The sequence below is a fragment of the Xylophilus sp. GW821-FHT01B05 genome (assembly GCA_038961845.1).
In the GTDB taxonomy this organism is placed as follows: domain Bacteria; phylum Pseudomonadota; class Gammaproteobacteria; order Burkholderiales; family Burkholderiaceae_C; genus Xylophilus.
In genome coordinates this window covers 2,214,087-2,240,758 of record CP152408.1, presented here as the reverse complement: position 1 = coordinate 2,240,758, position 26,672 = coordinate 2,214,087, and the positions used below count along the sequence as shown (strand labels likewise).

The following is a 26,672-nucleotide window of genomic DNA, read 5'->3' as shown; positions in this document are numbered from 1 at the left end:
CTGGGCTAAAAGCTATATTTTCAATAGCACAAGTCGACGCATACCGGCACGCATTCAGAGCCCTGAGGCAACACCAACCAGCGCGGCTCACGCGCCACGACCTGCGCGGCGGCGGCACGGACATGGGCAATCGCCCGCGTGCTGACTTCGGTCAATGCCTCGGCCCGGCGGGTGACGATGCCGATGGAGCGCTGCGGTGCGTCCTCGATCTCGGTCACGCAAAAGCCGCCACCCGCCAGCAGCGGCTGTATGCCCAGGTAAGGCATGACGGCAATGCCCACACCCTGGCGCACAAAGCCGCCAATGGTGATGGTCTGGTCGAACTGCATCTTGGGGCGAAACTCCGCGTCGCGCGCCATGAAGGCCGCAATCATGTACTTCTTGGCCGTGCTGGCGTCGGTCATGGAGATCAGCGGCAGGTCCACCAAATCGGCCAGCCGCGCAACCGGCCCCAGGCGCTGCGACAGTGCGCCGGCCGACAGCAGCACAAAGCGGTCGCGCAGGATTTCCTCATACAGCAACTCAGGCTTGGAAGGGTCGGCCGAGGCCAGCGCGAAGTCCACCTGCCGCGTCAGCACGCGCTTGAGCGTAGCCTCGGACGAGCCATCAAACACCGTGACCGCCACCCCGGGCCAATCCTGCTCCAGCGCCTGCACCGCCTCGGGCAGCAGCACGGTGGCCAGTGAGGGCAAGGCGGCGATGTCCACCTTGCGCGCCTCGCTTGCAAGCAGCCGCTGCATGGCCGCCAGGCCGTTGTCGTAGTCGTCCACCACGCGCCGCGCCAGCGGCACCAGGGCCGTGCCCTCGGGCGTGAGCAGAACGCTGCGGGTAGAGCGCCCGAACAGCGCCAGGCCCAGCGTTTCTTCCAGCTCTTTCACGATCTTGCTGAGCGATGGCTGGGTCATGTGGAACTGCTCGGCCGTACGGCTGAAGTTCAGCGACTGCGCCAAGGACAGAAAGATGCGCAACTGACGAGGGGCCACATTCATTCCGTGATTCTATGAATCGATAGCACATTGGAATTTCCCAAGCGCAGGGCCGCTCCCTAGCATCCGCAGCATTCATTCACCAAGCCATGCAGCTCAAAGGAGAGACATCGAATGCTGGACCTGAACGGAAAAGTCGCCCTGGTCATGGGCTGCGGCTCGGTCGCCGAGGGCTGGGGCAATGGCCGTGCCACCGCGGTGCTGCTGGCACGCCAGGGCGCCCGCGTCTACGGCACCGACCTGCAAGCCGCCAACGCCCAGACCACGCACGCCGCCATCACGGCCGAAGGCGGCACCGCCCACGTGGCGGCCTGCGACGTGACCCGCGCAGCCGACGTGCAACGGGTGGTGGATGACTGCCTGGCGCGCTTTGGCCGCATCGACATCCTGGTGAACAACGTGGGGCTGTCCCAACCCGGTGGGCCGGTGGAGATGGATGAGGAGGTGTGGGACCAGCAGTTGCAGGTCAACCTCAAAGGCGCCTTTCTGTCGTGCAAGCGCGTGCTGCCGCTAATGCAGGCACAGGGCGGCGGCTCGGTCGTCAACATCTCGTCGGTGGCGGGCCTGCGCTACATCGGCAAGCCCCAGGTCGCCTATGCCGCGGCCAAGGCCGCGCTGATGCAGTTCACCCGCACCACCGCCGTGATCCACGCGCCGCAGGGCATACGCCTGAACTGCGTGGTGCCCGGCCTGATGCACACGCCGCTGATCGAAGGCCTGGCCGCCAAGTACGCGGCCGGCGACACCGAGGGCTTCATCGCCCACCGCAACCGCCAGGTGCCCATGCAGCGCATGGGCGACGGCTGGGACGTGGCGCACGCCGTGCTGTTTCTGGCCGCAGATGAGAGCCGCTACATCACCGCGACCGAGATCGTGGTCGATGGCGGCCTGGTCGCGGCCACGCGCTAACCAAGCCCCCAAGCCCATCAAAAAAAGAAGGAGACAAACATGCACAAGCTCATCCGTACCACCGCCCTGCTGCTGGCCGCGGCGCTCGCTGCCGCCAGCCCCCGGGCAGAGCCCTATCCCATGCAGCCGATACGCCTGATCGTGCCCTTTGCGCCCGGCGGCGCGGTAGACCAGGTCGCGCGCGTGTTGAGCCAGCCGCTGTCGGAGCGGCTGGGGCAACCGATCGTGATCGAGAACCGGCCCGGCGCCAGCGGCGCCGTGGGCGCGGGCGAGCTGGCACGCGCCAAGCCGGATGGCTACACGCTGCTGCTGGCGCTGGATTCGCAGGCGGTCAACCACCACATGGTGAAGAACCTGCGCTTCGACACCTTCAAGTCTTTTGACTACCTGAGCCTGCTGGTCACGCTGCCGCAGGTGCTGGTGGTGCGCAATGGTGTGCCCGTCCACACGGTGCCCGAGCTGATCGCCTACATCAAGGCGCATCCGGGTCTGTCTTACGGCTCGGCCGGCACCGGGTCGGCTGGCCACATCAACAGCGCATCGCTGGTTACCGCCTATGGTGTGGAGGCCACGCATGTGCCCTACAAGGGCGCGGGCCCGCTGCTCAACGACCTGCTGGGCGGGCATATCGACTTTGCCTTTGCCGGCCTGTCGGTGATGCTGCCCCACATCAAGGCCGGCAAGGTGCGCGCGATTGCGATCAGCTCGGCCCAGCACAACCCACAGTTGCCCGGCATCCCCACGGTGGCCGAGTCCCTGCCCGGCTTCGAGATTCCGACCTGGGTCGGACTGGTGGCGCCGGTCGGCCTGCCGCCCGAGGTGCAGGAGCGGCTGCTGACCGCCGTGCGCCAATCGCTGGAGCTACCCGATACCCGCCAGCGCCTGGCCGACAGCGGCTTTCAGATCCAGGCCAGCACGCCAGCGGCTTTTGCCCAGCGCGTAAAGAAGGATTCAGACGCCATGGCAGAACTGGTGCGCCGCAAAATCATCACCCCCGAGTAAGACGTTTCAAGGAATCAAGCAGATGGCTCGCCTCCCCTACGCAGACCTGCAACAAGCCGACATCCGCCCGCTGGCAGAGCGCATTGCCGCCGAGCGCGGCAGCGTGCTGCACCTCTACCAGATGCTGCTGCACAGCCCGCCCGTGGCCAGCGGCTGGCTCAACTACCTCACCGCCATCCGCCAGCAGAGCAGCCTGCCCGGCGCCCTGCGCGAGCTGGTGATCATGCGTGTCGCCGTGCTCAACGGCGCACCCTATGAGGCCGATCAACATGCACCCATTGCCTTGAAGGAAGGCGTCACGCAAGCGCAACTGGATGCACTAGGCCATTGGGAGACCGCGCCCTGCTTCGATCCCACGCAGCGCGCCGTGCTGGCCTATACCGATGCCATGACCCGCGACGTGCAGGTGCCGCCGGCTGTGTTTGGCGCGGTGCAGGCGCTGCTGGAGCCGCGCCTGCTGGTGGAACTGACCGCCACCGTCGCGGCCTACAACATGGTGTCGCGCTTTCTGGAGGCGCTGCAGATCCACTCGCATGACGCGGTGGGTGTGCTGACGGCAAGCTGAGCGCGGCACTCACGCCAACCTGCACTCACTCTGCAAGAGCCGTTCGGGCTTGTCGAAGCCCTGCCACGCATCACCAAGCCCTTCGACAGGCTCAGGGCGAACGGAGCAGACTCTATCGCCCCGTGCGCAGCCTCAGCTGATTGGGCAGCGGCACCGAGCGGTGCAACACGTCCTCCGCCAGCCAGACCGCGCCGCGCCGTGCGCGCTCGGCCACGGTGGGCAGGGGGATCTGCTGGTAGTCGTCGTTGAAGACTTCAAAGCTGTAGTCGCCACGGTAGCCCAGGCGGTCCAGGCGCAGCACCCAGTCTGCGACCTGCGCGCTGTGCACGCCCTCGCCCGGGAACACGCGGAAGTGGCGCGCGGTGGTGATGCGCTCTTCCACCGAGCGGATCTCGTTCCACATGAAGTCGGCCAGTTGCACCAGGAAGATCTTGTCCGGGTCGATCTCGTCCAGCAACTCGGCCGGGGTCTTGGTGGCAAAGGCGTGGAACGAGTCCAGGCCCAGGCCCAGGTTGGGCATGTCGGCACGACAGACGATGTCCCAGGCGGACGGAAACTCGTTGATGTGGCGGCCCCAGGACAAGCCCTCGTAAGCCACCTTCACGCCCAGCGGCAGCGCCAGCATCGCCAGCTTGCGCAGGTCGCGCGCGATCACTTCTGGATCGTCGGTGGCGTGCACCGAGGTGGACGAGCAGATCAGCAGCACCTTGGAGCCCACCGCATGGCACATTTCCAGCATGGCCTTGGCGATGTCGACCTTGTAGTCGTGCAGGTGGCCCGACAGGCCTTCAAAGTCCCGCAGCACCTGAAAGCCGGTCACGCGCAGGCCGCTGTTGCGCACCACCTCAATCGCGGCCTCGACGCCCTCGGCGTGGCCGGTGAGGTCGCGTGCGGACAGCATCACCTGCGAGAAGCCCGCCGCGCGGATGGCCGCCAGCTTGGCTGGCAAGGTACCGGCCAGCGAGATGGTGTCCATGCCAAAGTCACGGATGTTGAGCGGCATGGAGACATCCGGCGCCACGCGCACCGGCGCTGCCGGCGCCGCCACGGGAATGAGCAGGCTCACAGCCGGCTCCTTGCGGCCACCGGGTCGCCCGTGGGCTCTTCGTGCTGCACCAGCTCAAACATGGCCGAGCCCAGGTAGGTGCGGGTGAGCGCGCCACGCAATTCAGAGTGCACGCCCTGGGATTCGACAAAGCTCACGCCGCGCCCGCGCAGCGCGGCCACGCTGGCCAGCACGTCGGGCGTGCCCAGGCCCACGCGCTGCAAAGACTCTTCGCCCTGCACGTCAAGAATGCCCGGCTCGGGCTCAATCAATTGCAAAAAGAACTTGCCGCAGGGGCTGCGCAGCACGGCACCCTTGGGCAGCACGCCAAAGCGCACTTCGTCGGGCAGCAGCTCGAAGCCGAACAGCTTGGAATAGAACTCGATCCAATCGGCCATGCGGTCATTGCCGATGTACTGGACCACGCCAAACCAGTGCAGGTTGGTGAGCGCGGGCGGGTGCATGTCTACCGTCGGGATCGGCGTGAAGTCGACGTCGTAGATGGAGAACTGCTCCCAGCGGTCCACAAAGTAGATGCGGCTGGCGCCCACGCCGTGGATGGCGGGGATGTGCAGCTCCATCGGCGCGACCTGGGCCGGCACCGGCCAGGCGCCGCGCTCCAGCACGTAGCGGTAGGCGGCGGCGGCGTCGCGCACACGCAGCGCGATGGCGGCGATGGCCGGGCGGTCAGTAGGCTCGGCCGCGCGCGGTATGTTGGCGGCATGGGCGTTGACCACCACGTTCATGTCGCCCTGGCGGTAGAGCAAGACCTCACGCGAGCGGTGCCGCGCCACCGGCCGGAAACCCATGGTCTCCAGCACCTGGCCCAGCGCCTGCGGCGTGCTGGTGGCGTATTCGATGAATTCGATGCCGCACAAGCCCAGCGGGTTGACGGAATCGGACAGGGGTTCTCGGGCGGTAGCGTTCATGCGCAATGGGATCCTTGGTCTTTCCTGCCAATCATGGCATAGCGCCAGACACGCGAACAGGCAGAAACGGCGAGCCTACTCCACGGCATCCAAGGCCTGCAGTGGCCCCAGGTCTTCGCCGGGATTGCCGTTGGCGGCATAGCCGCCATCCACCGGCCAGACCGCGGCGGTGACAAAGCCCGAGCCCGGCTCGGCCAGGAAGCCGACCACCCGCGCGATCTCCTCAGGCCGCGCCCAGCGGCCCACGGCCGAGCGCTGGGCAAACAGGTTGTAGTCGAGCGTGCCAAGCCGCATCTTCTCCTGCAGCACCTCGGTCAGCACGTAGCCGGGGGCGACGGCGTTCACCGTAATGCCGTGGCGGCCGTTCTCCAACGCCAGCCCGCGTGTGAGGCCGGCAATGGCGGCCTTGGCGGTGGAATAGGCAGTGCGGCGCTGCAGCCCCACCAGCCCAATCACCGAAGACAGGTTGACGATGCGGCCAAAGCGCTGCGCACGCATGCCCCGCAGCACCGCCGCGCACATGATGGCACTGCCGGTGACATGCACCGCCAGCATGCGCTGCAGATCGCTGATCGGCAGCGTGTGGTGGTCTGCAGACACGCGCTGCATGATGCCGGCGTTGTTCACCAGCACCGCGACCGGGCCCAGTGCCTCGGCCACGCAGGCGCAAGCAGTGGCCACGCCGGCTTCATCGGTCACGTCCGCAGCCAGTGCCAGGGCGCGCACGCCATGCGTGGCGGCCAGCTCGCGGGCGAAGTCTTCGGGCGCCTCCAGGTCGAACAACGCCAGATCGGCGCCGCGCGCGGCCAGGTCGCTGGCGATGGCGCGGCCGATGCCGCGCCCTGCGCCGGTAACCAGCGCCACGCGGCCAGCCAGGGGGGCCGTGGCCGGCGCGCTCACAGCACCTTGCCCGGGTTCAGGATGCCCTTGGGGTCCAGCGCGGCTTTAAGCGTGTGCATCAGCGCGATCTGCTCGGGCGATCGCGCGTGGCCCAGCCAGCGGCGCTTGAGCGTGCCTATGCCGTGCTCGGCCGACACGGTGCCGCCGTACTGCTGCACCAAACCGTAGACCACTTCTTCCACCGCATCCTTGGGCTGCACGGCGGCGCCTGGCACGGCGGCGACGATGTGCACGTTGCCGTCGCCGATGTGGCCGTAGAACACGGCCTGGCAGCCGGGCACCTGCTCGGCCAACTGCGCCTTGCAGGCGCGGGCGTAGTCGTCCATGGATGCCACCGGCAGGCCGATGTCAAAGGCCAGGTGGCCAGGCCAGAGCTGGTGCAGCTCGCCGCAGGCGTCGCGCACGCCCCACAGCGCTTTTTCGTCGGCCAGCGACTGGGCGACGACGGCGTTGGGCACGGTGCCGTCTTCCAGCAGCTTCTCCAGCCAGGCTTCGAAGCGCGGCAGGTCGGCTGCCGGGTCGGTGCCCAGGGCCTCGATCAGCACGTAGGCGCCGTAGCGCGTGTCGTCGCCGGCAAAGGGGTTGCGCGCACGCAGGTCGCTCACGGCCAGGTCCCAGTAGTCGGGCCACATCACTTCAAAGGCCGACAGCAGCGGGCCCAGGCCGCTGCGCGCGGCCGCCAGCAGCTTGAGCACGGTGCCGTAATCCTCGGCCGCGCACATGGCGACCATGCGCGAGCCCGGCTTGGGGAACATGCGCAGCACCACGCGGGTGATGATGCCCAGCGTGCCTTCGCTGCCGATGAACAGGTGCTTCAGGTCAAAGCCCGCGTTGTTCTTGATCATCTTGTTGAGGCTGGTGACCACGGTGCCGTCGGCCATGACCACTTCCAGGCCCAGCACCATCTCGCGCGCCATGCCGTAGCGGATCACGCGGTTGCCGCCGGCGTTGGTCGACAAATTGCCGCCAATGGCGCAGGAGCCGCGCGCGCCCAGGTCCAGCGGGCAGAAGAAGCCGGCCGCATCGGCCGCCTGCTGCACCGCTTCCAGCGGCGTGCCTGCCGCCACGGTCATGGTGGCGGCGGCGGGGTCGATTTCTTCGATGCCGGTCAGGCGCTCCAGCGACAGCGCGATCTCGCCAGGGCCGGCGCGGCCGCCGCCGCACAGGCCGGTCAGCCCGCCTTGCGGCACCACCGCGATGCCGTGTGCGTGGCAGATGCGCAGCGCGGCGGCCACGCCGGCCGTGTCGGCCGGGCGCACCACGGCCAAGGGCGCGGTGGCGGGCAGGCCGCTGTAGTCGTTGCGGTTGCGCGCCGGCACGTCGCCGCCGGCCATCACCGCCACGGGGCCGAGAAGGTCGCGCAGCGCTTGCAGCGCGGCGCTGGCGGCAGCAGCCGGCGCAGAAGGAATGGCGGAAGAAGCGAGGGCACTCATGGTGAGTTATTCAAAAAAGGAATTAAAAGAAATACGACGTTTTTTGAAGCCTAGGTCCCATACCGGCTATCAAGCTCTTGGTGCTGAGCCAAGCCCACAAGATCAGAGAATTTTGCATAACTTAGCAGCGCCTGCGCACTGCCACGCGGCGTGCCGTCGCGGCGCAGGGCGGCCAGCGCGTCGGCCATGGCCTTGGCGGCGCTGAACAGCGCGGTGACGGCGTAGAAGACCAGCGAGAAGCCCATGTCCTGCAGATCCTGCGCGGTAAGCACGGTGGTCTCGTTGCCATCCACGATGGAGACGACCTTGGGGCCTTGCACGGCGCGCGCCACGGCCTCGACCTCGGCGATCTTCTTGATGCCGTCGACAAAGACCAGGTCCACGCCGGCCTCCTGGTACAGGTGGGCGCGGCGCACGGCCTCTTCGATGCCGGCGGCCGGCAGCGCGTCGGTGCGGCCAATGACCAGCAATGGGTCGCTGCCGCGCGCCTCTAGTGCGCAGCGCAGGCGCAGCACGTTTTCTTGCGCGTCCATCAGGCGGATGCCGGCCATCTGGCCGCAGCGCTTGGGCGCCACCTGGTCCTCCAGGTGCAGCGCGGCAACGCCGGCCTGCACGTACTCACGCACGGTGCGGTGGATGTTGGAGGGGCCGCCGTAGCCGGTGTCGGCGTCGGCAATGACCGGGATGTTGACGGCGCGCACCATGTCGCGCGCGTGGGTGCTCATCTCGGTCTGGCTCAGCAGGCCGATGTCGGGCTGGCCCAGGCGGCTGGCGGTGGCGCCAAAGCCGGTCATGTAGATGGCGGGGAAGCCGGCCTGCTGCACCAGCCGGGCGGCCAGTGCGTCGGGCGCGCCGGGCGCCATGACGATTTCGCCGGATTGCAGGAGCTGGCGCAGTTGTTGGGCTGGGTGCATGGCAGTGGGAAGAAAGAAGTTAGGCGCCCTGGCGCGCAAGGCGCGCCGGCGCGGTGAACAGCCCGTTGTCGGTGGCCAGCCGGAAGGCATCAACCGTGCGGCCGATGTGCTCTTGCAGCAGCGTGCGCAGGCCGTCGAAATCGCCGGCATCGATCAGCGCGATCACCTGGCGGTGCTCGGCCAGCGACACCTCGCGCGAGTCAAAGAACTGCTTGGACATGGCCGTGCGCAGCGCCGATATCTTGCCGGCCACCAGGCCGTAGGCGTCGCCCAGATAGGGGTTGCCGCAGTGGGCAAACAGCGCCTCGTGGAACTGCGAGTCGGCCCGGCCGTAGCGCACGTCGTCATCGGCCTGGGTGGCAGACAGCATCTCGTCCAACACCGCCTGCAGCGCGGCCAGCAGCGCGGCGCGGTGCAGCGCATGGCCGCGCTGGGCGGCCTGCACTTCCAGCATCACGCGGAAGTCGCAGATGGACTGCACGTCCTGCTCGGTCGGCTGGAACACAAAGCTGCCGCGCTTGGGGCGGATCTCCACCAGGCCGGTGGTTTGCAGCAGCGTGAGCGCGTCGCGCACCGGCGTGCGGCTGACGCCGAAGGATTCGGCCAGCGTCTCCTCCGAGATCATCTGGCCCAGCGCGAACTCGCCATCAATGATGGCCTGCCGCACGCGGCTGGCCACGATCTCGGTGAGAGACTTGGGCATCTCGATATCGAATTTACGCGTCATGCGGCACTCCGGTTGGCGTGTGGCGGGAAAGATTCCAAATCAATTTTCCATGGCGCCCGCGCCGCCCGCGGGACACACAACACAACGGTGCCAAAGGCCGCGGAGCGGGCCATGCCGGGAACACGGTGGAACCGGCTTTGCCGGGCCACTGGTGTTGCCCCCTGCAAGGGGGTTGGCGAAGACGCGAAGCGCGTAGCCTGGGGGCGTTTCATGTCAGTTGAATACCAGGCCACCGTCGATATTGATCGACTGGCCGGTCATGTAGTCTGCCGCGGGCGAGGCCAGGTACAGCGCCAGGCCGGCCACGTCTTCAGGTGTTTGCGCACGGCCCATGGGCACGGCCTCGACCCGGCGCGCGAAGGCCTCGCCTTCCTGGCCGTTTTGCAGCGTGCTCAGGTCGCGGTCTATGCGCTTCCACATGTCGGTGGCCACCAGGCCGGGGCACAGCGCGTTGACCGTGATGTGCGGCGCCAGGCTGGCGGCGGCCGACTGCGTAAGGCTGATGACTGCGGCCTTGCTGGCACGGTAAGGCGCCAGGTAAGGCGCCATCGGCCCGCCGCCGTAGCGCCCGGCGATCGAGGCCATCGCCAAAATCTTGCCGCGCGGGCGCCCCGGCGCCAGCGGCGCCTGCTGCAGCATCTGCCGCGCCGCTGCCTGCATGCACAAAAAGCTGCCCTTGACATTGACCGACAGCACCGCGTCCCAGTCCTGCGGCGCCACTTCCATGAAGGGCTTGACCTGCACCATGCCGGCATTGCACACCATCAGGTCGAGCCGGCCGAAGGCGGCGGTGGCTTCTGCCACCAGGCGCTCGCAGGCGGCGGCATCGGTCACGTCGGCTTCTATGGCCAGCGCCTGGGCGCCTTCGGCGCGCAGCTCTGCACACACCGCCTCGCAGGCCTGCAGCCGCAGATCGGCCACGGCCACGCGCGCGCCGGCACGGGCAAACTGCAGCGCCAGGCTGCGGCCAATGCCCTGCGCGGCGCCGGTGATGGCAACGCTCAGGCCGGCCAGTGCTGCGGTGGAAATCGCCGCGCTCACTTGGCCGTGGCCCGGATGCGTTCAAGCTCAGTGCTCACCGCGGCCATGGTGTCTTCACCCACCGCCTTGGCCTGGGCCAGGTACACATCCTTGACCTTGTCGCGCATGCGCTGCAGCTCGGCCGGGCTGACCTCATTCACCTGCATGCCCTGCTTCTTCAGGCCGGCGATGACAGCCGCATCCTGCTCGCGGCCGACGCGGCGCGACTCTTCGCGGCCGGCGGCGGCGCATTCGCGCATGGTGGCCTGCTCTTGCGGCGAGAGCTTGTCGAACTGCTTCTTGGAATACAGCACGGCCAGCGGGCTGTAGGCATGGCGGGTGATGGAGAGGTACTTTTGTACCTCGTAGAACTTCATGTTCTCGATCAGCGCCACCGGGTTCTCCTGGCCATCCACGGTGCGGGTTTCCAGTGCTGAATACACCTCGGAGAAAGCCAGCGGCGTCGGGTTGCTGCCCAGCGCGCTGAAGGTGTCGAGGAACACCTTGTTCTGCATCACGCGCATCTTCACGCCGTGCAGGTCTTCCCAACGCGTCACCGGCCGCTTGGAGTTGGTGACGTTGCGAAAGCCGTTTTCCCAGTAGGCCAGGTTGACCACGCCCGCGCCCTCGAATTTGGGGCCAAACGACTGGCCGACCTTGCCGTCCAGCACCTGGTCGGCCTCGTGCTCGTTGGAGAACAAAAAGGGCAAGTCAAACACCGCCAGCTGCGGGATCGCGCCCACCAGCGGTGCGGTCGATGTCAGCACCATGTCGAGCGAGCCGGTGCGCACCTGCTGCGAGGCCGTGGTGTCATTGCCCAGCGCGCCGTCGTAGTAGGTCTGCAGCTTGAGCTTGCCACCGGACTTGTCGGCGGCGCACTGCGTCATCTTGGTGATGCCAAAGCTGATCGGGTGGCCCTTGCTGACGCCTGAGGACACGCGCACGCTGCGCGCCTCGAACTGGGCATGGGCCAGGCCGGTACAGGCCAGCGCGGCAAGCGCCACGGCGCCAATGCGGGAACGGGACGGGAACATGGTCAGTCTCCTTTTTTTGATTGGGGAATAGCTAGAAAGTCAGCCAGCGCAGGGGCGTGAGCACGATCTGCGGGAACAGCACCAGCAGGAACAGCACCGCCAGCTCGGCTATCAGGAAGGGCATGATTCCGCGCATCAGCTCGCCCATGCTGATCTTGGCGGCGCCGCACACCACGTTGAGCACAATGCCCACCGGCGGCGTCACCAGGCCGATGGCGTTGTTCATGATGAACAGCACGCCAAAGTAGACCGGGTCTATGCCGGCCTCACGCACCAGGGGCATCAGCACCGGGGTCAGGATCAGCAGCGTGGGCGCAAAGTCCAGCGCCGTGCCCACGATCACCACCAGCAGCATCATGATGGCCATCAGCAGGATCGGGCTGTCGATGAAGGGCTGCAGCAATGCGCTGACCTGCTGGGGAATGTCAGAAGCGGTAATGAGCCAGCCCGACACCAGCGCCGTGGCAATCAGGAACACCACCACTGCCGTGGTCTTGGCAGCCGTCACCAGCAGCGGGTAGATGTCACGCCATTTCAGCTCGCGGTAGACGAACATGCCCACCACAAAGGCATAAACGGCGGCGGCCACTGCTGCCTCGGTCGGCGTGAACACGCCAAACTTCATGCCGCCCACAATGCCGGCCGGCATGATCAGCGCCCAGATGCTGTCAAAGGCAACCTTGGCACGCTGGCGCATGGGCATGCGCGGCAGCACCGCCACCTCGTCCTTGCGCGCCACGATCATCCAGGCCACCAGCAGCGACACGCCCATCAGCAGCCCCGGCACGATGGCCGCCATGAACAGCTTGCCGATGGAGACATTGGCCACCACGCCAAACACGATCATGCCGATGGACGGCGGCAGCACCGGCGCGATCACGCCGCCGGCAGATATCAGCCCGGCCGCACGCGGGATGTTGTAGCCGGCCTGCCGCATCATCGGAATCAGCATGGTGGCCAGCGCCGCAGCGTCGGCCGCGGCCGAGCCCGAGATGGCCGCCATGATCACCGCCGCCACGATGGCCACCACGCCCAGGCCGCCACGGATATGGCCGACCCAGGCCAGCGCAAAGTTGACGATGCGCTTGGAGATGCCGCCGGCGTTCATCAGCTCGCCCGCCAGCATGAAGAAGGGGATCGCCAGCAGCGGGAAGCTGTCGGCGCCTTCGATGATCTTTTGCGACAGGATGGTGGTGTCCACCGAACCCTGCAGCATCATCAGCGCCGCGGCGCATACCAGCAGCGCAAAGGCGATGGGCATGCCCAGCGCCATGGCGCCCAGCAGCGAAAAGACAAAGACGCTGATCGTCATGCGCGTTCTCCCCGCAGGACCTGAACCGGAGCAGGCTGCGCGGCGTGGTCGTGGACCACCTCCTCGCTCTCCTGCACCGCGATCAGCTCGGCATCGGTGATCTTCCCGCTCAGGATGCGCCAGAGCTTGTGCAACGCCAGCAGGCCTATGCCCAGGCTGGTGAAGTAGCCCATGCCAAAGACCCAGATCAATGACATGCCAGTGACCGGCGCCATCGTGGTCAGGTTGACCTCATGCTGGCGCCAGGTGCCCCAGAAGAACATGGCGCAGCAGGCCAGGATCAGCGACTCGCTCAAAAACAGGCACACCAGCTTGCCGCCACGCGGCAGCCGCGCCACCAGCGTGTCCACGCCCAGGTGCGCGCCTTCGTGCATGGCAACCACGGCCCCCACGAACACCAGCCAGATAAAGCAAAAGCGCGACAACTCCTCCGACACCACGATGCCCGAGTCAAAGCCGTAGCGCAGCACCACGTTGCCGAACACCATCACCACCATGGTGACCAGGCAGACGGCCAGCAATAGCTCCAGAAAGCGCATGAAGCGCTCCACCCATGGGTTCTTCACCATGCGAGCACTCCCGCACACCCGGCCGGGCAGCGCCGGGCGGGCCATGGCACGGCCATGGGAGATCCAGGGAAATACGGCAAGCGGAAGGTCGCGGGCACCATGTTTGTCTCTCTCTTTTGGAATGGGAATGGCGGACCGGCGGATTGTTGTATGTAAGGTTCGGTATGCAAATAAGGGAAAACCTGGGCACTTTTTTGCAAACGCCCGCGCTTGGGCAACAAAAAAGCAGCCCGAAGGCTGCTTGCTTATGGCGCATGGGCTTGCGCTAGGAGGGCTCGCTGCGGCGCCGCCAACGGCCAAAGAAAGCGATGATCTCGCCCATCACGCCGCGCCGAAACGCCAGCACGCAGATGACGAAGATCAGGCCCGTGACCATGGTGACCGACTCGCCCAGGGTGTTGAACCAGTCGATGGTGGTGAGCGCGGCCAGCAGGTTGCCCAGCTCGCCAATCTTGTTCTCCAGCAGCACCACGATGGCCGCGCCGACGATCGGGCCCGACAGCGTGCCTAGGCCACCAACCAGCGTCATCAGAATCACCTGGCCCGAAGCGCTCCAGTGCACATCCGACAAGGTGGCAAAACCCAGCACCAGGGTCTTGAGCGAGCCCGCCAACCCCGACAGCGCGGCCGACAGCACGAAGGCCAGCAGCTTGAAGCGGTGCGTGTCGTAGCCCAGCGATATGGCGCGCGGCTCGTTTTCCTTGATGCCCTTGAGCACCTGCCCGAAGGGCGAGTGGATGGTGCGCGCAATCAGCAAAAAGGCCAGCACCACGATCACCAGCGCCACGTAGTACATGGTGAGATCGCTGGACAGATCCAGCACGCCGAACAGCTTGCCGCGCGGCACGCCCTGCAGGCCGTCTTCGCCGCCGGTGAAATGCGCCTGCAGACAGATGAAGAACAGCATCTGCGCCAGCGCCAGCGTGATCATGGCGAAGTAGATGCCCTGGCGCCGGATTGCCAGCAAACCAAACAGCCAGCCCAGCGCCGCGCCGGTGGCCGTGCCCAGCAGCAGGCCCACCTCCGGCGTCAGCCCCCAGACCTTCATCGCCTGGCCGGCCACATAGGCCGAGCCCCCCAGAAAGGCCGCATGGCCAAAGGACAGCAGGCCGGTGAAGCCCAGCAGCAGGTTGAAGGCGCAGGCAAACAGCGCGAAGCACATCAGCTTCATCACGAAGATCGGGTAGGCCCCCACGAAAGGGGCCACCAGCAGGGCCAGCAAAAGCAGGCCATAGACGACGGTGGAGATTCTCTTCATGCTGCGGCCTTATTTCTCTTTGCCGAACAGGCCCGCAGGGCGGGTCAGCAGCACCATGACCATGATGACGAACACCACGGTAGACGAGGCCTCGGGATAGAACACCTTGGTGAAGCCCTCGATCACGCCCAGCCCCAGGCCGGTCAGGATGGAGCCAAGGATGGAGCCCATGCCGCCGATCACCACCACCGCAAACACCACGATGATCAGGTTCTGCCCCATTAGCGGCGAGATCTGTATCACCGGCGCGGCCAGCACGCCGGCGAAAGCGGCGAGCGCACAGCCGAAGGCGTAGGTCAGGGTGATCATCAAAGGCACGTTGACGCCAAAGGCCTCGACCAGCCGCGGGTTCTCGGTGCCGGCGCGCAGGTAGGCGCCCAGCCGTGTCTTCTCGATCACGAACCAGGTGGCAAAGCACACCACCAGCGAAGCCACCACCACCCAGGCCCGGTAGTTGGGCAGGATCATGAAGCCCAGGTTGGTGGCGCCGTCCAGCAGCTCCGGCGCGTCATAGGCCAGGCCTGAGACGCCATAGACCGAGCGAAACGCGCCCTCTATCAGCAGCGTCAGCCCCAGGGTCAGTAGCAGCCCGTAGAGGTGGTCCAGCTTGTAGATCCAGCGCAGCAGCAGCCGCTCGATCAGGACGCCAAAGACGCCCACCAGCACCGGCGCGGCCGCCAGCATCACCCAGTAGCTGATGCCGAAGTAGTTCATCGCCATCCAGGCCAGGATCGCCCCCATCATGAACAGCGCACCATGCGCGAAGTTGATGACGTTGAGCAGCCCGAAGATCACCGCCAGCCCCAGGCTGAGGATGGCGTAGAACGAGCCATTGACCAGCCCCAGCAGCAGCTGGCTCAGCAAGGCGGGAAGAGAGATGTTCATGGGCGAAGCTTCACCGGGCCTGTTGTTTCTTCTTCAAGGGGCCGCCGTGCGCGGCCCGGGGTTTACTTCCAGAGACTGCACTTGGTCTCGGCCTTGGTGGTGAACACCTGCTCGCCCGGCAGCTTGGCCACGACCTTCAGGTAGTCCCAGGGCTTCTTGGATTCGGCCGGCGACTTGGCTTCGACCAGGTACATGTCGTGGATGAAGCTGCCGTCGGCGCGGATCTGGCCCTTGCCGTAGAAGTCATCGATCTTCATGCTCTTCAACTGCGCCATCACCTTGTCGGCGTCTGTGGTCTTGGCTGCGGCCACGGCCTTCAGGTAGGTCATGGTGGCGGAATAGTCGGCTGCCTGCACGTCGGTTGGCATGCGCTTGGTTTTCTCGAAGAAGCGGTTGCCGAACTTGCGCGTGTCGTCGTTCAGGTCCCAGTACCAACTGGTGGTGTGCAGCAGGCCCTCGGTGTTCTTCAGGCCCAGGCTGTGGATGTCAGACAGGAACACCAGCAGGCCGGCGATCTTCATCGTCTTGTTGATGCCAAATTCCTTGGCGGCCTTGATCGAGTTGATGGTGTCGCCGCCTGCGTTCGCCAAGCCCAGGATCTGCGCCTTGGAGTTCTGCGCCTGCAGCAGGAAGGACGAGAAGTCCGATGCATTGAGCGGATGCCGCACCGCGCCCAGCACCGTGCCGCCATGCTCCTTGACCACCTTGGTGGTGTCGGCCTCCAGTGCCTGGCCAAAAGCGTAATCGGCGGTCAGGAAGAACCAGCTCTTGCCGCCCTGCGCGACCACGGCCGCACCCGTGCCCTTGGCCAGCGCCACCGTGTCGTAGGCATAGTGCACGGTGTAAGGCGTGCAGGCCTCGTTGGTCAGTGCGGAGGTGCCCGCACCGTTGTTGAAGTAGACGCGCTTCTTCTCTTCTGCCACCTTGGCCGTGGCCAGCGCGGTGCCGGAATTGGTACCGCCAAAGATCATGGTGACACCCTGCGTGTCTATCCATTCGCGGGCCTTGGAGGCGGCGATGTCGGCCTTGTTCTGGTGGTCGGCGGTCAGCAGCTCGATCGGCTGGCCCAGTACCTTGCCGCCGAAGTCGTCAATGGCCATCTGGATGGCCGTGGCCCCGCCCTTGCCTTCCACATCGGAGTAAAGGCTGGACATGTCGGTGACGAAGCCGATCTTCACCTTCTCCTGTGCCTGTGCGGCCTGCGACGCCAGGCCCGCAGCGGCGAGCGTCAAAGTGAGAGCTGTCAAGCGATATTTCATGAGGGTCTCCTGTTGGATAGTGTTGTCAGACGGCAAGAATCAAACGTTCAGCAACTCATGCAGCAGCGGCATCTTGCTTTCCAGCTGCGCGGATACGAACTGCAGGGCGATGCGGCCGTGCTCCATCACATAGAAGCGGTCGGCCAGCGGCGCGGCAAAGTGGAAGTTCTGCTCCACCATGACGATGGTGTAGCCCTTCTGGCGCAAGGTGACGATCATGCGGGCCAGGGTCTGCACGATGACCGGCGCCAGGCCTTCCGATATCTCGTCGAGCAGCAGCAGGCGCGCGCCCGTGCGCAGGATGCGCGCCACCGCCAGCATCTGCTGCTCGCCACCTGACAAGCGCGTGCCAGGGCTGTGGCGGCGCTCGGCCAGGTTGGGGAACATGGCGTAGATCTCATCCAGCGACATGCCCGCGCCGACACCCTTGCCCGCATCCTTCAGCACCGGTGGCAGCAGCAGGTTCTCTTCACAGCTCAGGCTGGCGAAGATGCCGCGCTCTTCCGGACAGTAGCCGATGCCGCAATGGGCGATGCGGTGCGTGGCCATCTCCACCGTCTCCACGCCGCCGACCTTGACCGAGCCGGTACGGCGCCCGACCAGGCCCATGATGGCGCGCAGCGTCGTGGTGCGGCCCGCGCCGTTGCGCCCGAGCAGGGTCACGACCTCGCCCGGTTGCACCAGCATGTCCACGCCGTGCAGCACGTGCGATTCGCCGTACCAGGCCTCGAGGTTGCTGATCTCCAGTGCCGGCACCGGATCGGAGGAGACGATCATCATCCGTGCGCTCCCTGCAACTGGCCTTCAGTGGTGCCCATGTAGGCCTCCATCACCAGCGGGTTGCGCGAGACTTCCGCGTAAGGCCCCTCTGCCAGCACCGCGCCACGCTGCAGCACGGTGATGGTGTCGGCAATGGTCGACACCACGTTCATGTTGTGCTCCACCATCAGCACGGTGCGCCCCGCAGCCACCTTCTTGATCAGTTGGGTCACACGCTCGACATCCTCGTGGCCCATGCCCTGCGTGGGCTCGTCGAGCAGCATCAGCTCGGGCTCCATGGCCAGCGTGGTGGCGATCTCCAGCGCGCGCTTGCGGCCGTAGGGCAGGTTCACGGTTTCCTCGTGCGCCAGCTCGCGCAGGCCGACTTCGTCGAGCAGCTCCAGCGCGCGCCCCTCTAGCTGCGCCAGGATGCGCTCGCCGCGCCAGAACTGGAACGACACGCCCAGGTGCCGCTGCAGCCCCAGCCGCACGTTCTCGAGCAGCGTCAGGTGCGGGAACACCGCCGATATCTGGAACGAACGGATGATGCCCCGGCGCGCGATCTGCGCCGGACGCTCGCGCGTGATGTCCTGCCCGTTGTAGACGATGCGCCCGGAGGTCGGCTCAAGGAACTTGGTCAGCAGGTTGAAGCAGGTGGTCTTGCCCGCGCCGTTGGGGCCTATGAGGGCATGGATGCTGCCGCGCCGCACCGCGAGGTTTACCGAGTTCACGGCAGTGAAGCCCCGGAATTCCTTGGTCAACTGCTCGGTCTGCAGGATCAAATCGTCGGTCATGCGCAATCGGCTCCCTCAGAGTTGGCCCCGGGTGGAAAGAGGTGCTGCGTTGCAGCGCAAGCAGCACCTCGGTGAATGTCTTCCATCCTAGGGAGCGCACGCAGCCTCGTGTATTGGGACAAGTGCCTATGCGTGCAGCGCAGCATTGCGACCCATTTGCAGCGCACCGTAGTCCCGTGCCTACAGGCAGCAAGGCGACGCGCCTATTCGGCCAGACCCAACGCCTCCCTAGAGTTCATTCAAGGCCCGGCCACGCAGACGAAAACCGGGCTTTCCCTCAATCCATCCGAAGGAGATACGCATGAACAACGACCGCATTGCCGGCAACTGGAAGCAGTTCACCGGAAAGATCAAGGAGCAATGGGGCAAGCTCACGGACGACGATCTGGACGTCATCAAGGGCAAGCGCGACCAGTTGCTGGGGCGCATCCAGGAACGCCACGGTGTCCATCAGGACGAGGCCGAGCGCCAAGTCACGGAGTGGCACAAGCGCAACCCGGATTTCTTCTTCGAGAAATCCTGACCAGGCAGCCTCGACCACTATTCGACGTCACTGGCATGACAACCGCATGCTGTAGCCGGGTATTGAATATCGGTGAAGAATAGCCCTCTCGAAACGCAGGCGGCGGGGAAGACCGACTTCCCCGCCGCTCGCTTTTTTCATGCCGTACAGGAGCGCCGGTGATGCAGGATGTCCCACCCACTTCGGCCGCGCGGACATCCCCGCGCGCGACATGGCAACAGCGCTATGCGCAGGTACGCGGGCACACGCTGGCGCTGGTGGCCCCGCTCTCGGCCGAGGACCAATGCGTGCAGTCCATGCCGGACGCCAGCCCGGCCAAGTGGCACCTGGCGCACACCACCTGGTTCTTCGAGACGGTGGTGCTGCCGCAAGGGCAAGCTGATTACCGGCCCTTCGACGCACGCTTTCTTTACCTCTTCAACTCTTACTACGAGGCCCTGGGCCCACGCCACCCGCGCCCGCAACGCGGCCTGCTCACGCGGCCCTCGGCAGCAGAGGTGCAGGCCTACCGGGCCCACGTCGATGCGGCGATGGAGCGGCTGATCCAGCACTGCGACGATACGGCCTGGGAACGGGTACGCCCCCTGCTGCTGCTTGGCCTGCACCATGAGCAGCAGCACCAGGAATTGATCCTGACCGACCTGCTGCATCTGCTGTCCTGCAACCCCCTGCTGCCCGCCTATGACCGCGCATCGGCGCCGGCGCTACGGCTGGCGGCATCGCCGCAAGCGATGCGCTGGCTGGCCATGCCGGGCGGCGTGCTGTCCATCGGCCACCAGCCCGATGCGCGCGACGACGATTTTTCCTTCGACAACGAAACGCCACGGCACGCGGTGCTGCTGGCGCCCTATGCCATCGCAGACCGCCTGGTGACCTGCGGGGAATACGCGCAGTTCATTGCCGATGGCGGCTACCGCCGGCCGGAGTACTGGCTGTCCGACGGCTGGGCCACGGTGCAGGCGCAAGGCTGGCAGGCGCCCCTCTACTGGATTCGGCCAGACGACCCGCGCGTGGCGGCGCTGCACGGCCTGCCGGTCGCCCCCTGGTATGTGTACGGCCTGCACGGCCCGCGCCCGCTGGACCCCGATGCACCCGTCAGCCAGTTGAGCTTCTACGAAGCCGCAGCCTATGCCGAATGGGCCGGCGCGCGCCTGCCCACCGAGCAGGAATGGGAGGCTGCCGCCAGCACCCCAGGCCTGCAACAAGCCACCGGATTCGTGTGGCAATGGACGCGTTCCTCGTACGACCCCTACCCTGGCTTTCGCCCGTTGCCTGGGGTGGCCACCGAATACAACGGCAAGTTCATGGTCGGCCAGTTGGTGCTGCGCGGCAGCAGCATCGCCACGCCCGAGGGCCACACCCGCCCGAGCTACCGCAACTTCTTCCCGCCTGCCACACGCTGGCAGTTCTCTGGCCTCCGACTTGCAAAGGATGCAGCATGACCCCGCTTCACCCCGCCATCTCTGCCGACAGATCCCGCACGGCGCGCAAGCGCCACGCAGACTCCGACTTCGCGCGTGACCTGCTGGTCGGCCTGTCATGCCGACCGCGCAGCATTTCCCCCAAGTACTTCTACGACACCGAGGGCTCTGCCCTGTTCGACCGCATCTGCACCTTGCCCGAGTACTACCCGACCCGCACCGAATGCGCGCTGCTGGCACAGCACGCTGGCGCCATCGCGCAGTTGGCAGGCCCGCGCGCGGAGATCGTGGAGTTTGGCGCCGGCTCGCTGCACAAGGTGCGGCTGCTGCTGGACGCCATGGAGAGCCCGGCGGGTTACCTGCCCATCGATATATCGGGTGAGCACATGACGGCCGCGGCCACCGAACTGCGCCGCGCCTATCCAACGCTGAACGTCAGCCCCCTGGTGGCCGACTACACGCAGCGTCTGCTGCTGCCCGCCCCCGCAGCCGGCAGCGGCCGGCGGCTGGGCTTCTTCCCGGGCTCGACCATAGGCAACTTCTCCCCGGAAGAAGCAGAGCGCTTTTTGCGACTGGCGGCGCAGGTGCTACGCGGCGGCGCCCTGTTGCTGGGTGCCGACCTGGTGAAAGACCCGGCGCTACTGCATGCGGCCTACAACGATGCCGAAGGCGTAACGGCAGCCTTCAACCTGAACCTGCTGGCACGCGCCAACCGCGAGCTAGGCGCCGACTTCGACCTTGACGCCTTCAGCCACTGCGCCTTCTACAACGCACCCCACCAGCGCATAGAGATGCACCTGGTCAGCCAGCGACCGCAGCAGGTCGGCATCTGCGGCGAGACCTTCTCTTTCGATGAAGGCGAGACGCTGCACACCGAACACTCGCACAAGTTCACGGTGAATGGCCTGCATGCCATGGCGGTTCGCGCGGGCTTTCGCCCCGGGCCGGTATGGACCGACCCAGGGCGACTGTTCAGCGTGCACTGGCTGCAAGCGCCAGCGGGCTGATCAATGAGCGCCTGCTGCTGCGTCCGCGCTGTTGGCAGAGGGCGCAGCCGGATGTGCCAGCCATATCAAAGGCAGCAGCAACAAGAAGATCACCGCCGACGCAAAGAAGATGTCGTTGGCCGCCAGCATGAAGGCCTGCTGGTCGATCAGGCGGTTGATCTGCGCCAGCGCCTGCTCTTGGCTCAAGCCACCGGCTGTCAGGCCACTCAATGCCGTAGTGGCCGCGCTGCTGCCCAGGTTGATGGACTCTGACAACTGCGCATGGTGCAGCGCCGCCCGGTTCTCCCACACGGTAGTGACCACCGATGTCCCGATGGCGCCCGCCGTGATCCGCACGAAGTTCGACAAACCCGAGGCCGCGGGAATACGCTCCGGCGGCAGGCCCGACAGCGTGATGGTCACCAGCGGCACAAAGAAGAAGGCCATCGCCACGCCCTGGACCAGCGTCGGGATCAGGATGGTGATGATGTCTGCCTGGGTATTGAAGTGCGAGCGCATCCACAGCACCAAGGCGAACACCAGAAAGGAAAAGGTCGCGTAGCGGCGCGGGTCCACCTTGCCGATGGTCTTGCCCACGAGCGGCGACAGCAAGACCGCAAACAAGCCCACCGGCGCCGTCACCATGCCCGCTTGCGTGGCGGTGTAGCCCATGTACTGTTGCAGCCACAGCGGCAGCAGCACCACGTTGCCAAAGAACAGGCCATAGCCCACTGACGTGGCCACCGTGCCCGCCCAGAAATTGCGGCGCGCAAACAGCGACAGATCCACCACCGGATGCTTGTCGGTGAACTCCCAGATCAGGAAGAAGGCCAGGCCCACCACCGCCACGACTGCCAGTGTCACCACTGTCGCGGAATGGAACCAGTCGTGCTCCTTGCCCAGGTCCAGCATCACCTGCATGGACCCGACCCAGATCACCAGCAGCGCAAGTCCTATCGAGTCGATGGGCAGCTTGCGCACCGGGCTTTCACGGTGTCGGAAGATGCCCCAGGTGACCGAGGCCGCGAGGATCCCCACCGGAATGTTGATGTAGAAGATCCACGGCCAGGTCATGTTGTCGGTGATCCAGCCCCCCAGCAGCGGCCCCATCACCGGCGCCACCAGCGTGGTCATGGCCCACATCGCCATCGCGGTGCCAGCCAGGGCTTTCGGATAGCTGGCCAGCAGCAGCGTCTGCGACAACGGAATCATCGGCCCGGCCACGAAGCCCTGCAACGCGCGAAAGGCGATCAAGGTCTCCATGTTGGGCGCCAGCCCGCATAACCACGAACTCAGCACGAACAGGATCACGCTGGTAATGAACAGGCGCACCTGTCCGAAGCGCTGCGACATCCAGCCCGTGAGCGGCACCGCAATCGCATTGGCCACGGCAAAACTGGTGATGACCCAGGTGCCCTGCGTCGGGCTCACGCCCAGGTCGCCGGCGATGGCCGGCAGGGACACATTGGCGATCGACGTGTCCAGCACATTCATGAAGACGGCAGCAGACAGGGCAATGGTGCCCCAAGTGCGCGCCGAGCCTTCCAGCGGAGCGTGCGCCGCAGGCGTTGAGGCGGAAGCCATTGGCTAGGCCCTCACTCCGCACTGCTGCCTGCGTGCGCCGGCGCCTTGGCCAGCACGCGCGGGGCCAATGTGGCCTTGGTCGATGAAGACGCCAGCGCGCGGTCAGCCCCGCCCCCGAGGTTTGCTGCGATCACACGCTGCACCTCGGCTGCCGCGCCTTCGTCCAGGCGGTGATAGACCTCGGTCTGGGACAAGGCGGCCGCCGCCGAGCGTGGGGCGTCGGCCAGCATCTTGCCGTCCTTCTGCGAGACATCTATCTCTGCATCCATGGACAGGCCCACACGCAGCGGGTTCTTCTGGATCTGCTCCGGGTCCAGCGCGATGCGCACCGGCACACGCTGCACCACCTTGATCCAGTTACCGGTGGCGTTCTGCGCCGGCAGCAGCGCAAAGGCCGCGCCGGTGCCCACGCCCAGGCCTTCGACCGAGCCCTTGTATTCGACCTTCTTGCCGTAGACATCGGCAATCAGCTTCACCGGCTGGCCAATGCGGATGTTGCGCAACTGCACTTCCTTGAAGTTCGCGTCCACCCAGACCTGGTTCAGCGGCACCACCGACATCATCGGCGTGCCCGCGGCCACACGCTGGCCCAGTTGCACGGTGCGTTTGGCAACGTAGCCGTCCACCGGTGCCGGCATGTCGGAACGCTGAGTCGCCAGATAGGCCTCGCGCACCTTGGCCGCGGCGGACAGCACCGAGGGATGGTCTTCCACCCGGGTGCCATCGGTCATGGCCTTGTTGCTGGCGAGCTGCTCGCGCGCCGTGGTCACACCCGCTTGCGCGGCCGCCAGTGCGCTCTTGGCGTTGTCGAGCTGGGTGCGCGCATGGTTCAGTTCCTCCTTGGACACGGCGCCATTGCCCGAAAGCGCCAGACGGCGGTTCAGATCGTCATTGGCCCGCGCGATGTCGGCCTGCGCCTTGGCGACGTCGGTCTGGCGCACGGTGATCTGCGCTGCCAGCGAGCCATTGTTGACATACAGCGTGCGCGCCTGGCGCACGCTCTGGGCCAGGTTGGCCTCGGCCTGCGCCAGCGCCACACGGGCATCGGCCGGGTCGAGCCGGACCAGCGGCTGGCCGGCCTTCACGAAGTCGGTGTCGTCGGCCATGATGGCCATGACCGTGCCCGCGACCTGCGGCGTGATCTGGATCACGTTGCCCTGCACATAGGCGTTGTCGGTGGACTCGTAGTGGCTGGCCACCAGGTATTCGTAGGCGCCCCAGCCGGCGCCTGCGAGCACGACGATGACGGCGAGCGTGGTCAGCGCCTTGCGGCGTTTAGGGCTGCCCGCCGACTCAGCGGCGGAAGCTTGTTGTTGCGGTGCGTTCATGATCGACTCCGAAATCTTCGAGGGGTATTCAGGGGTGGGCAGCAGCGGACACGGAGGCCACGGGCGGCAGGTCGCCAGCGACATAGCCACCACCCAGCGCACGCATCAGGGCCACCTGGTTGTCAAGGCGGCGTGCGGCCAGGTCCACCGCCTGGCGGCGCTGTGCCAGCACATTGCTTTCAGCCGTCAGCACATTGAGGTAATTGCCCAGGCCCGCCTTGTAGCGCTGCACGGCGATGGCATAGGCGCCTTCGGCCGCGGTCTGGGCCTGGCGTTGCTCGGTCTGCTGCAGCCCGATGGAGCGCGAAGACGCGACCTGATCGGCCACGTCATGCACGGCATCAATCAGGCTTGCGTTGTAGCTCTCCACTGCCGCGTCCAGATCTGCGGTCTTGCCGCGCAGATTGGCACGCAGCCGGCCTGAATCGAAGATCGGCAGGCGGATCGCCGGGCCCACGCTCCACTCGCGGCTGCCGCCCTTCAGGAAATCGTCAAAACCCAGGCTATTCAAGCCAACAAAGGCCGTCAGATTCACGTCCGGATAGAACTCGGTCTTGGCCACGTCCACGTCCTTGAGCGCAGCCTCTACACGCCAACGCGCAGCCGCGATATCGGGCCTGCGGCCCAGCAGGTCGGCAGGAATCACGGCCGGCACGGCCACGCCTTGCACGCTGTCCAGCGCTGGCGCAATGAGGCTTTGCGCAGCCTGCGGCTGGCCGATCAACGCGCCGATGGCGTTGCGGGTCAACGCGATCTGCTCATGCAGGGACTCCATCTGCTGGCGTGCCTCGGGCAGGCCGCCTTCGCTCTGGCGCTGCTCCAGTTGGGTGTCCAGGCCGGCAGAGACGCGGTCGCGCACCAGTTGCAGGGTTTCCTTGCGCTGCTCCAGCGTGCGTTCAGCCACCGCCAGTTGCGCCTGCAGCCGGGACAGCTGCAGGTAGTTACGCGCCACATTGCTTGCCAGCAGCAACCTGGCTGCCTGCTCGTCGGCCTTGGCGGCATTGGCCGACCCCAGCGCGGCCTCCAGCGCGGCGCGGTTGCGGCCGAAAAAATCAAGTTCCCAGCTGCCCGTGGCGCGCGCCGTGGCCATGTTGTAGGTGCCGCCACCCAGGGGCGCGGGATAGATGCCATTGGCGCTGAAATGCTGGCGCGTGGCGTCCAGGCCGCCGTCAAGCCGGGGGCCTTCGGCTGCGCGGGCGGAATCGGTCACGGCCTGCGCACGCGCCAAGCGGGCCTCGGCCTGCTTCAGGCTGGGGCTATTCACCAGCGCCTTATCCACCAGGCCGTCGAGTTGGGCGTCGCCAAAGCCGCGCCACCACTCGGCCGGCACGGCAACGTCAGCAAACAGATCCGGCGTACCAGTTGCGGCAGAAGGCAAGCCCAGCGACACACCGTCGCGCATCTGCGCATGCGGCGCAATGCCGGACATGTTGGCGCAGGCGGTCAGGCCCAGCGCCACCACCAGCGTACCGAGATACAGCAAGGCACCGCCACGGCCATGGCGGGCCGGCGCTGCGACCGAGGACAAAACAGTGTTGTTGTTCATGATGCAGAGCTCCCTTCGGAGACGATTGGTGCATTCGATGCCAGCGGCACGACATTGGTCAGGAGACGTGCCAGAAAACCCTTGAGCTGTTGGTACTCCTCGGCACTGAACCCTTCTGCGGCCACGCCCTGGACCCTGTCCAGGATGGCCGGAATCTGCGCAGCGGCGACCAGGCCCTCGGCCGTCAACTCGAGATTGACCACGCGCCGGTCCTCCACCGAGCGGCAGCGCCGGCACAGGCCTTTGGCCTCCAGCCGATCCAGCAGACGGGTCATGGCGCCTGCATCCAGATGGCAGCCCCGGGCCAGCGCCGCCACCGTGCAGTCCTGGTTCAGGTACATGCGCAGCAAGGGCTTCCATTGCGCGTCGGTCAGCCCCAAGGGCTCCATTTGGCGCTCGATTTCGCCGGCGACCAAATTCACGATCCGCCGCATCTGGTAGCCGATGCTTTCCTCTGTCGGCAGTGCGTAGCAGAACGCGGGTACCTCGCCCGCCGCAGGGATGCCGGATGCAGTTTTGATTTCACTCATGCCCGAACAATAACTGCCTAGGCATCATTTGTCAAGATGCTATTTGTACAAGCAAACTTTGACCCAGCAGGTGGGCCGCGACGAAGAGTTGCACTGAATTACAGTCAGGCCATGAAACTCTCCTCCATGCCCCCTCAGCAGCTGATGCTGCGCGGCCTTGCCTGTGCACTGATTGGGGTCGCGGTCCTGCTGGCGCCGCACCTTCTTTCTTCCCCCTCCCTGCGCGCGGCAGTGGCGGACAGCTATTGGGTGGGGTGGATCGCCCTGGCGCTAGGCGCTGGCCTGCTGGTTGCAGGCTGGGTAAAGCAGGGCCGCAACAAGCGCTAACACCACGCGCCCAAGAGCGAGAAAAAGCAAAATGCTGCACCGCAACAAAATGCTTGCTTTCGGTGCACGATGTTCTATACTTCGCTCATGTTGCACCGCAGCAATGCATGCGACAGAACCCATGGGG

At 66.1% G+C, this 26,672-nt stretch carries 27 protein-coding genes; 7 read left to right on the top strand and 20 right to left on the bottom strand.

Features of this window, described 5'->3' with window-relative positions; all coding sequences use genetic code 11:
• Positions 1-20 precede the first annotated feature (20 nt).
• Entirely contained in the window at positions 21-989 is a 969-nt protein-coding gene (locus AAFF27_10485) for a LysR family transcriptional regulator (GenBank protein ID XAH25588.1), read from the bottom strand.
• A gap of 111 nt (positions 990-1,100) precedes the next feature.
• Between AAFF27_10485 and AAFF27_10480 the strand changes: the two genes are divergently transcribed.
• The 3 genes from AAFF27_10480 to AAFF27_10470 are packed head-to-tail and all read left to right on the top strand — an operon-like array spanning position 1,101 to position 3,462.
• Positions 1,101-1,895, top strand: a complete 795-nt coding sequence (locus tag AAFF27_10480; GenBank protein XAH25587.1) for an SDR family NAD(P)-dependent oxidoreductase — start codon at positions 1,101-1,103, stop codon at positions 1,893-1,895.
• Between the two features lie 39 nt (positions 1,896-1,934).
• Positions 1,935-2,897 (top strand): tripartite tricarboxylate transporter substrate binding protein, encoded by a 963-nt coding sequence (locus AAFF27_10475; protein XAH25586.1) that lies wholly within the window; start codon positions 1,935-1,937, stop codon positions 2,895-2,897.
• Positions 2,898-2,919: 22 nt separating this feature from the next.
• Positions 2,920-3,462 carry a carboxymuconolactone decarboxylase family protein gene (locus tag AAFF27_10470; protein XAH25585.1) on the top strand — a complete coding sequence of 181 codons (543 nt, stop codon included), beginning with the start codon at positions 2,920-2,922 and terminating at the stop codon, positions 3,460-3,462.
• 112 nt (positions 3,463-3,574) lie between these two features.
• Here the strand turns inward: AAFF27_10470 and AAFF27_10465 are convergent, their stop codons facing one another.
• The 15 genes from AAFF27_10465 to AAFF27_10395 all read right to left on the bottom strand — a co-directional run bounded on the left by AAFF27_10465 (position 3,575) and on the right by AAFF27_10395 (position 18,300).
• Positions 3,575-4,465: a sugar phosphate isomerase/epimerase family protein gene (locus tag AAFF27_10465; GenBank protein ID XAH26200.1), complete on the bottom strand. Its 891-nt coding sequence runs from the start codon at positions 4,463-4,465 to the stop codon at positions 3,575-3,577.
• A 59-nt stretch (positions 4,466-4,524) separates the two neighbouring features.
• Positions 4,525-5,436, bottom strand: a complete 912-nt coding sequence (locus AAFF27_10460; GenBank protein ID XAH25584.1) for a VOC family protein — start codon at positions 5,434-5,436, stop codon at positions 4,525-4,527.
• 75 nt (positions 5,437-5,511) lie between these two features.
• Positions 5,512-6,336 carry an SDR family oxidoreductase gene (locus AAFF27_10455; GenBank protein XAH25583.1) on the bottom strand — a complete coding sequence of 275 codons (825 nt, stop codon included), beginning with the start codon at positions 6,334-6,336 and terminating at the stop codon, positions 5,512-5,514.
• Entirely contained in the window at positions 6,333-7,769 is a 1,437-nt protein-coding gene (locus tag AAFF27_10450) for an FAD-binding oxidoreductase (GenBank protein XAH25582.1), read from the bottom strand. The genes AAFF27_10455 and AAFF27_10450 overlap by 4 nt, the downstream gene beginning before the upstream one ends.
• Positions 7,770-7,819: 50 nt before the next feature.
• Positions 7,820-8,683 (bottom strand): isocitrate lyase/PEP mutase family protein, encoded by an 864-nt coding sequence (locus AAFF27_10445; protein ID XAH25581.1) that lies wholly within the window; start codon positions 8,681-8,683, stop codon positions 7,820-7,822.
• A gap of 19 nt (positions 8,684-8,702) precedes the next feature.
• Positions 8,703-9,410 (bottom strand): GntR family transcriptional regulator, encoded by a 708-nt coding sequence (locus AAFF27_10440; GenBank protein XAH25580.1) that lies wholly within the window; start codon positions 9,408-9,410, stop codon positions 8,703-8,705.
• A 213-nt stretch (positions 9,411-9,623) separates the two neighbouring features.
• Complete coding sequence (locus AAFF27_10435; protein ID XAH25579.1) at positions 9,624-10,451, bottom strand: glucose 1-dehydrogenase; 828 nt, start codon at positions 10,449-10,451, stop codon at positions 9,624-9,626.
• Positions 10,448-11,464 carry a TRAP transporter substrate-binding protein gene (locus tag AAFF27_10430; protein XAH25578.1) on the bottom strand — a complete coding sequence of 339 codons (1,017 nt, stop codon included), beginning with the start codon at positions 11,462-11,464 and terminating at the stop codon, positions 10,448-10,450. Before AAFF27_10430 ends, AAFF27_10435 begins: the two co-directional genes overlap by 4 nt.
• Before the next feature lie 31 nt (positions 11,465-11,495).
• Positions 11,496-12,776 (bottom strand): TRAP transporter large permease subunit, encoded by a 1,281-nt coding sequence (locus AAFF27_10425; GenBank protein ID XAH25577.1) that lies wholly within the window; start codon positions 12,774-12,776, stop codon positions 11,496-11,498.
• Positions 12,773-13,345, bottom strand: coding sequence for a TRAP transporter small permease (locus tag AAFF27_10420; protein ID XAH25576.1), 573 nt, complete (start codon positions 13,343-13,345; stop codon positions 12,773-12,775). Before AAFF27_10420 ends, AAFF27_10425 begins: the two co-directional genes overlap by 4 nt.
• A gap of 265 nt (positions 13,346-13,610) precedes the next feature.
• Positions 13,611-14,603, bottom strand: coding sequence for a branched-chain amino acid ABC transporter permease (locus tag AAFF27_10415; GenBank protein XAH25575.1), 993 nt, complete (start codon positions 14,601-14,603; stop codon positions 13,611-13,613).
• Positions 14,604-14,612: 9 nt separating this feature from the next.
• Complete coding sequence (locus tag AAFF27_10410; GenBank protein XAH25574.1) at positions 14,613-15,488, bottom strand: branched-chain amino acid ABC transporter permease; 876 nt, start codon at positions 15,486-15,488, stop codon at positions 14,613-14,615.
• A gap of 62 nt (positions 15,489-15,550) precedes the next feature.
• Positions 15,551-16,747 (bottom strand): ABC transporter substrate-binding protein, encoded by a 1,197-nt coding sequence (locus AAFF27_10405; GenBank protein XAH25573.1) that lies wholly within the window; start codon positions 16,745-16,747, stop codon positions 15,551-15,553.
• A 39-nt stretch (positions 16,748-16,786) separates the two neighbouring features.
• Entirely contained in the window at positions 16,787-17,524 is a 738-nt protein-coding gene (locus tag AAFF27_10400; protein XAH26199.1) for an ABC transporter ATP-binding protein, read from the bottom strand.
• The gene (locus tag AAFF27_10395) at positions 17,524-18,300 is read right to left on the bottom strand and encodes an ABC transporter ATP-binding protein (GenBank protein XAH25572.1); all 777 of its coding nucleotides are present in this window, start codon (positions 18,298-18,300) and stop codon (positions 17,524-17,526) included. Before AAFF27_10395 ends, AAFF27_10400 begins: the two co-directional genes overlap by 1 nt.
• A 301-nt stretch (positions 18,301-18,601) precedes the next feature.
• On the opposite strand from AAFF27_10395, the gene AAFF27_10390 reads away from it, so the two are divergent.
• The 3 genes from AAFF27_10390 (at position 18,602) to egtD (ending at position 21,251) form a co-directional block, all read left to right on the top strand.
• The gene (locus AAFF27_10390) at positions 18,602-18,823 is read left to right on the top strand and encodes a CsbD family protein (GenBank protein ID XAH25571.1); all 222 of its coding nucleotides are present in this window, start codon (positions 18,602-18,604) and stop codon (positions 18,821-18,823) included.
• 161 nt (positions 18,824-18,984) lie between these two features.
• Positions 18,985-20,265: an ergothioneine biosynthesis protein EgtB gene (egtB, locus tag AAFF27_10385; GenBank protein ID XAH25570.1), complete on the top strand. Its 1,281-nt coding sequence runs from the start codon at positions 18,985-18,987 to the stop codon at positions 20,263-20,265.
• Complete coding sequence (gene egtD / locus AAFF27_10380; protein ID XAH25569.1) at positions 20,262-21,251, top strand: L-histidine N(alpha)-methyltransferase; 990 nt, start codon at positions 20,262-20,264, stop codon at positions 21,249-21,251. The genes egtB and egtD overlap by 4 nt, the downstream gene beginning before the upstream one ends.
• Here egtD and AAFF27_10375 read toward each other — a convergent pair whose 3' ends face one another.
• Genes AAFF27_10375 through AAFF27_10360 form a run of 4 tightly spaced genes read right to left on the bottom strand, consistent with a single transcriptional unit; the run spans position 21,252 to position 26,218 of the window.
• On the bottom strand, positions 21,252-22,814 hold the full coding sequence (locus tag AAFF27_10375) for a DHA2 family efflux MFS transporter permease subunit (protein XAH25568.1): 1,563 nt from the start codon (positions 22,812-22,814) through the stop codon (positions 21,252-21,254).
• Between the two features lie 11 nt (positions 22,815-22,825).
• On the bottom strand, positions 22,826-24,142 hold the full coding sequence (locus AAFF27_10370) for an HlyD family efflux transporter periplasmic adaptor subunit (GenBank protein ID XAH25567.1): 1,317 nt from the start codon (positions 24,140-24,142) through the stop codon (positions 22,826-22,828).
• A gap of 28 nt (positions 24,143-24,170) precedes the next feature.
• A complete protein-coding gene (locus AAFF27_10365; protein XAH25566.1) occupies positions 24,171-25,688 on the bottom strand; it encodes an efflux transporter outer membrane subunit in 1,518 nt (505 codons plus the stop codon).
• Positions 25,685-26,218 (bottom strand): MarR family transcriptional regulator, encoded by a 534-nt coding sequence (locus tag AAFF27_10360; protein XAH25565.1) that lies wholly within the window; start codon positions 26,216-26,218, stop codon positions 25,685-25,687. Before AAFF27_10360 ends, AAFF27_10365 begins: the two co-directional genes overlap by 4 nt.
• A 111-nt stretch (positions 26,219-26,329) precedes the next feature.
• Between AAFF27_10360 and AAFF27_10355 the strand changes: the two genes are divergently transcribed.
• On the top strand, positions 26,330-26,545 hold the full coding sequence (locus AAFF27_10355) for a hypothetical protein (protein XAH25564.1): 216 nt from the start codon (positions 26,330-26,332) through the stop codon (positions 26,543-26,545).
• Positions 26,546-26,672: the final 127 nt, after the last annotated feature.

Coding starts and splice junctions, on each gene's coding strand:
- AAFF27_10400 (XAH26199.1), bottom strand. CDS start 17,524: ATGATCGTCTCCTCCGATCCGGTGCCGGCACTGGAGATCAGCAACCTC.
- AAFF27_10395 (XAH25572.1), bottom strand. CDS start 18,300: ATGACCGACGATTTGATCCTGCAGACCGAGCAGTTGACCAAGGAATTC.
- AAFF27_10365 (XAH25566.1), bottom strand. CDS start 25,688: ATGAACAACAACACTGTTTTGTCCTCGGTCGCAGCGCCGGCCCGCCAT.
- AAFF27_10465 (XAH26200.1), bottom strand. CDS start 4,465: ATGCCGCTCAACATCCGTGACTTTGGCATGGACACCATCTCGCTGGCC.
- AAFF27_10470 (XAH25585.1), top strand. CDS start 2,920: ATGGCTCGCCTCCCCTACGCAGACCTGCAACAAGCCGACATCCGCCCG.
- AAFF27_10450 (XAH25582.1), bottom strand. CDS start 7,769: ATGAGTGCCCTCGCTTCTTCCGCCATTCCTTCTGCGCCGGCTGCTGCC.
- AAFF27_10390 (XAH25571.1), top strand. CDS start 18,602: ATGAACAACGACCGCATTGCCGGCAACTGGAAGCAGTTCACCGGAAAG.
- egtD (XAH25569.1), top strand. CDS start 20,262: ATGACCCCGCTTCACCCCGCCATCTCTGCCGACAGATCCCGCACGGCG.
- AAFF27_10445 (XAH25581.1), bottom strand. CDS start 8,683: ATGCACCCAGCCCAACAACTGCGCCAGCTCCTGCAATCCGGCGAAATC.
- AAFF27_10420 (XAH25576.1), bottom strand. CDS start 13,345: ATGGTGAAGAACCCATGGGTGGAGCGCTTCATGCGCTTTCTGGAGCTA.
- AAFF27_10460 (XAH25584.1), bottom strand. CDS start 5,436: ATGAACGCTACCGCCCGAGAACCCCTGTCCGATTCCGTCAACCCGCTG.
- AAFF27_10370 (XAH25567.1), bottom strand. CDS start 24,142: ATGAACGCACCGCAACAACAAGCTTCCGCCGCTGAGTCGGCGGGCAGC.
- AAFF27_10425 (XAH25577.1), bottom strand. CDS start 12,776: ATGACGATCAGCGTCTTTGTCTTTTCGCTGCTGGGCGCCATGGCGCTG.
- egtB (XAH25570.1), top strand. CDS start 18,985: ATGCAGGATGTCCCACCCACTTCGGCCGCGCGGACATCCCCGCGCGCG.
- AAFF27_10430 (XAH25578.1), bottom strand. CDS start 11,464: ATGTTCCCGTCCCGTTCCCGCATTGGCGCCGTGGCGCTTGCCGCGCTG.
- AAFF27_10485 (XAH25588.1), bottom strand. CDS start 989: ATGAATGTGGCCCCTCGTCAGTTGCGCATCTTTCTGTCCTTGGCGCAG.
- AAFF27_10480 (XAH25587.1), top strand. CDS start 1,101: ATGCTGGACCTGAACGGAAAAGTCGCCCTGGTCATGGGCTGCGGCTCG.
- AAFF27_10355 (XAH25564.1), top strand. CDS start 26,330: ATGAAACTCTCCTCCATGCCCCCTCAGCAGCTGATGCTGCGCGGCCTT.
- AAFF27_10440 (XAH25580.1), bottom strand. CDS start 9,410: ATGACGCGTAAATTCGATATCGAGATGCCCAAGTCTCTCACCGAGATC.
- AAFF27_10475 (XAH25586.1), top strand. CDS start 1,935: ATGCACAAGCTCATCCGTACCACCGCCCTGCTGCTGGCCGCGGCGCTC.
- AAFF27_10410 (XAH25574.1), bottom strand. CDS start 15,488: ATGAACATCTCTCTTCCCGCCTTGCTGAGCCAGCTGCTGCTGGGGCTG.
- AAFF27_10415 (XAH25575.1), bottom strand. CDS start 14,603: ATGAAGAGAATCTCCACCGTCGTCTATGGCCTGCTTTTGCTGGCCCTG.
- AAFF27_10360 (XAH25565.1), bottom strand. CDS start 26,218: ATGAGTGAAATCAAAACTGCATCCGGCATCCCTGCGGCGGGCGAGGTA.
- AAFF27_10375 (XAH25568.1), bottom strand. CDS start 22,814: ATGGCTTCCGCCTCAACGCCTGCGGCGCACGCTCCGCTGGAAGGCTCG.
- AAFF27_10405 (XAH25573.1), bottom strand. CDS start 16,747: ATGAAATATCGCTTGACAGCTCTCACTTTGACGCTCGCCGCTGCGGGC.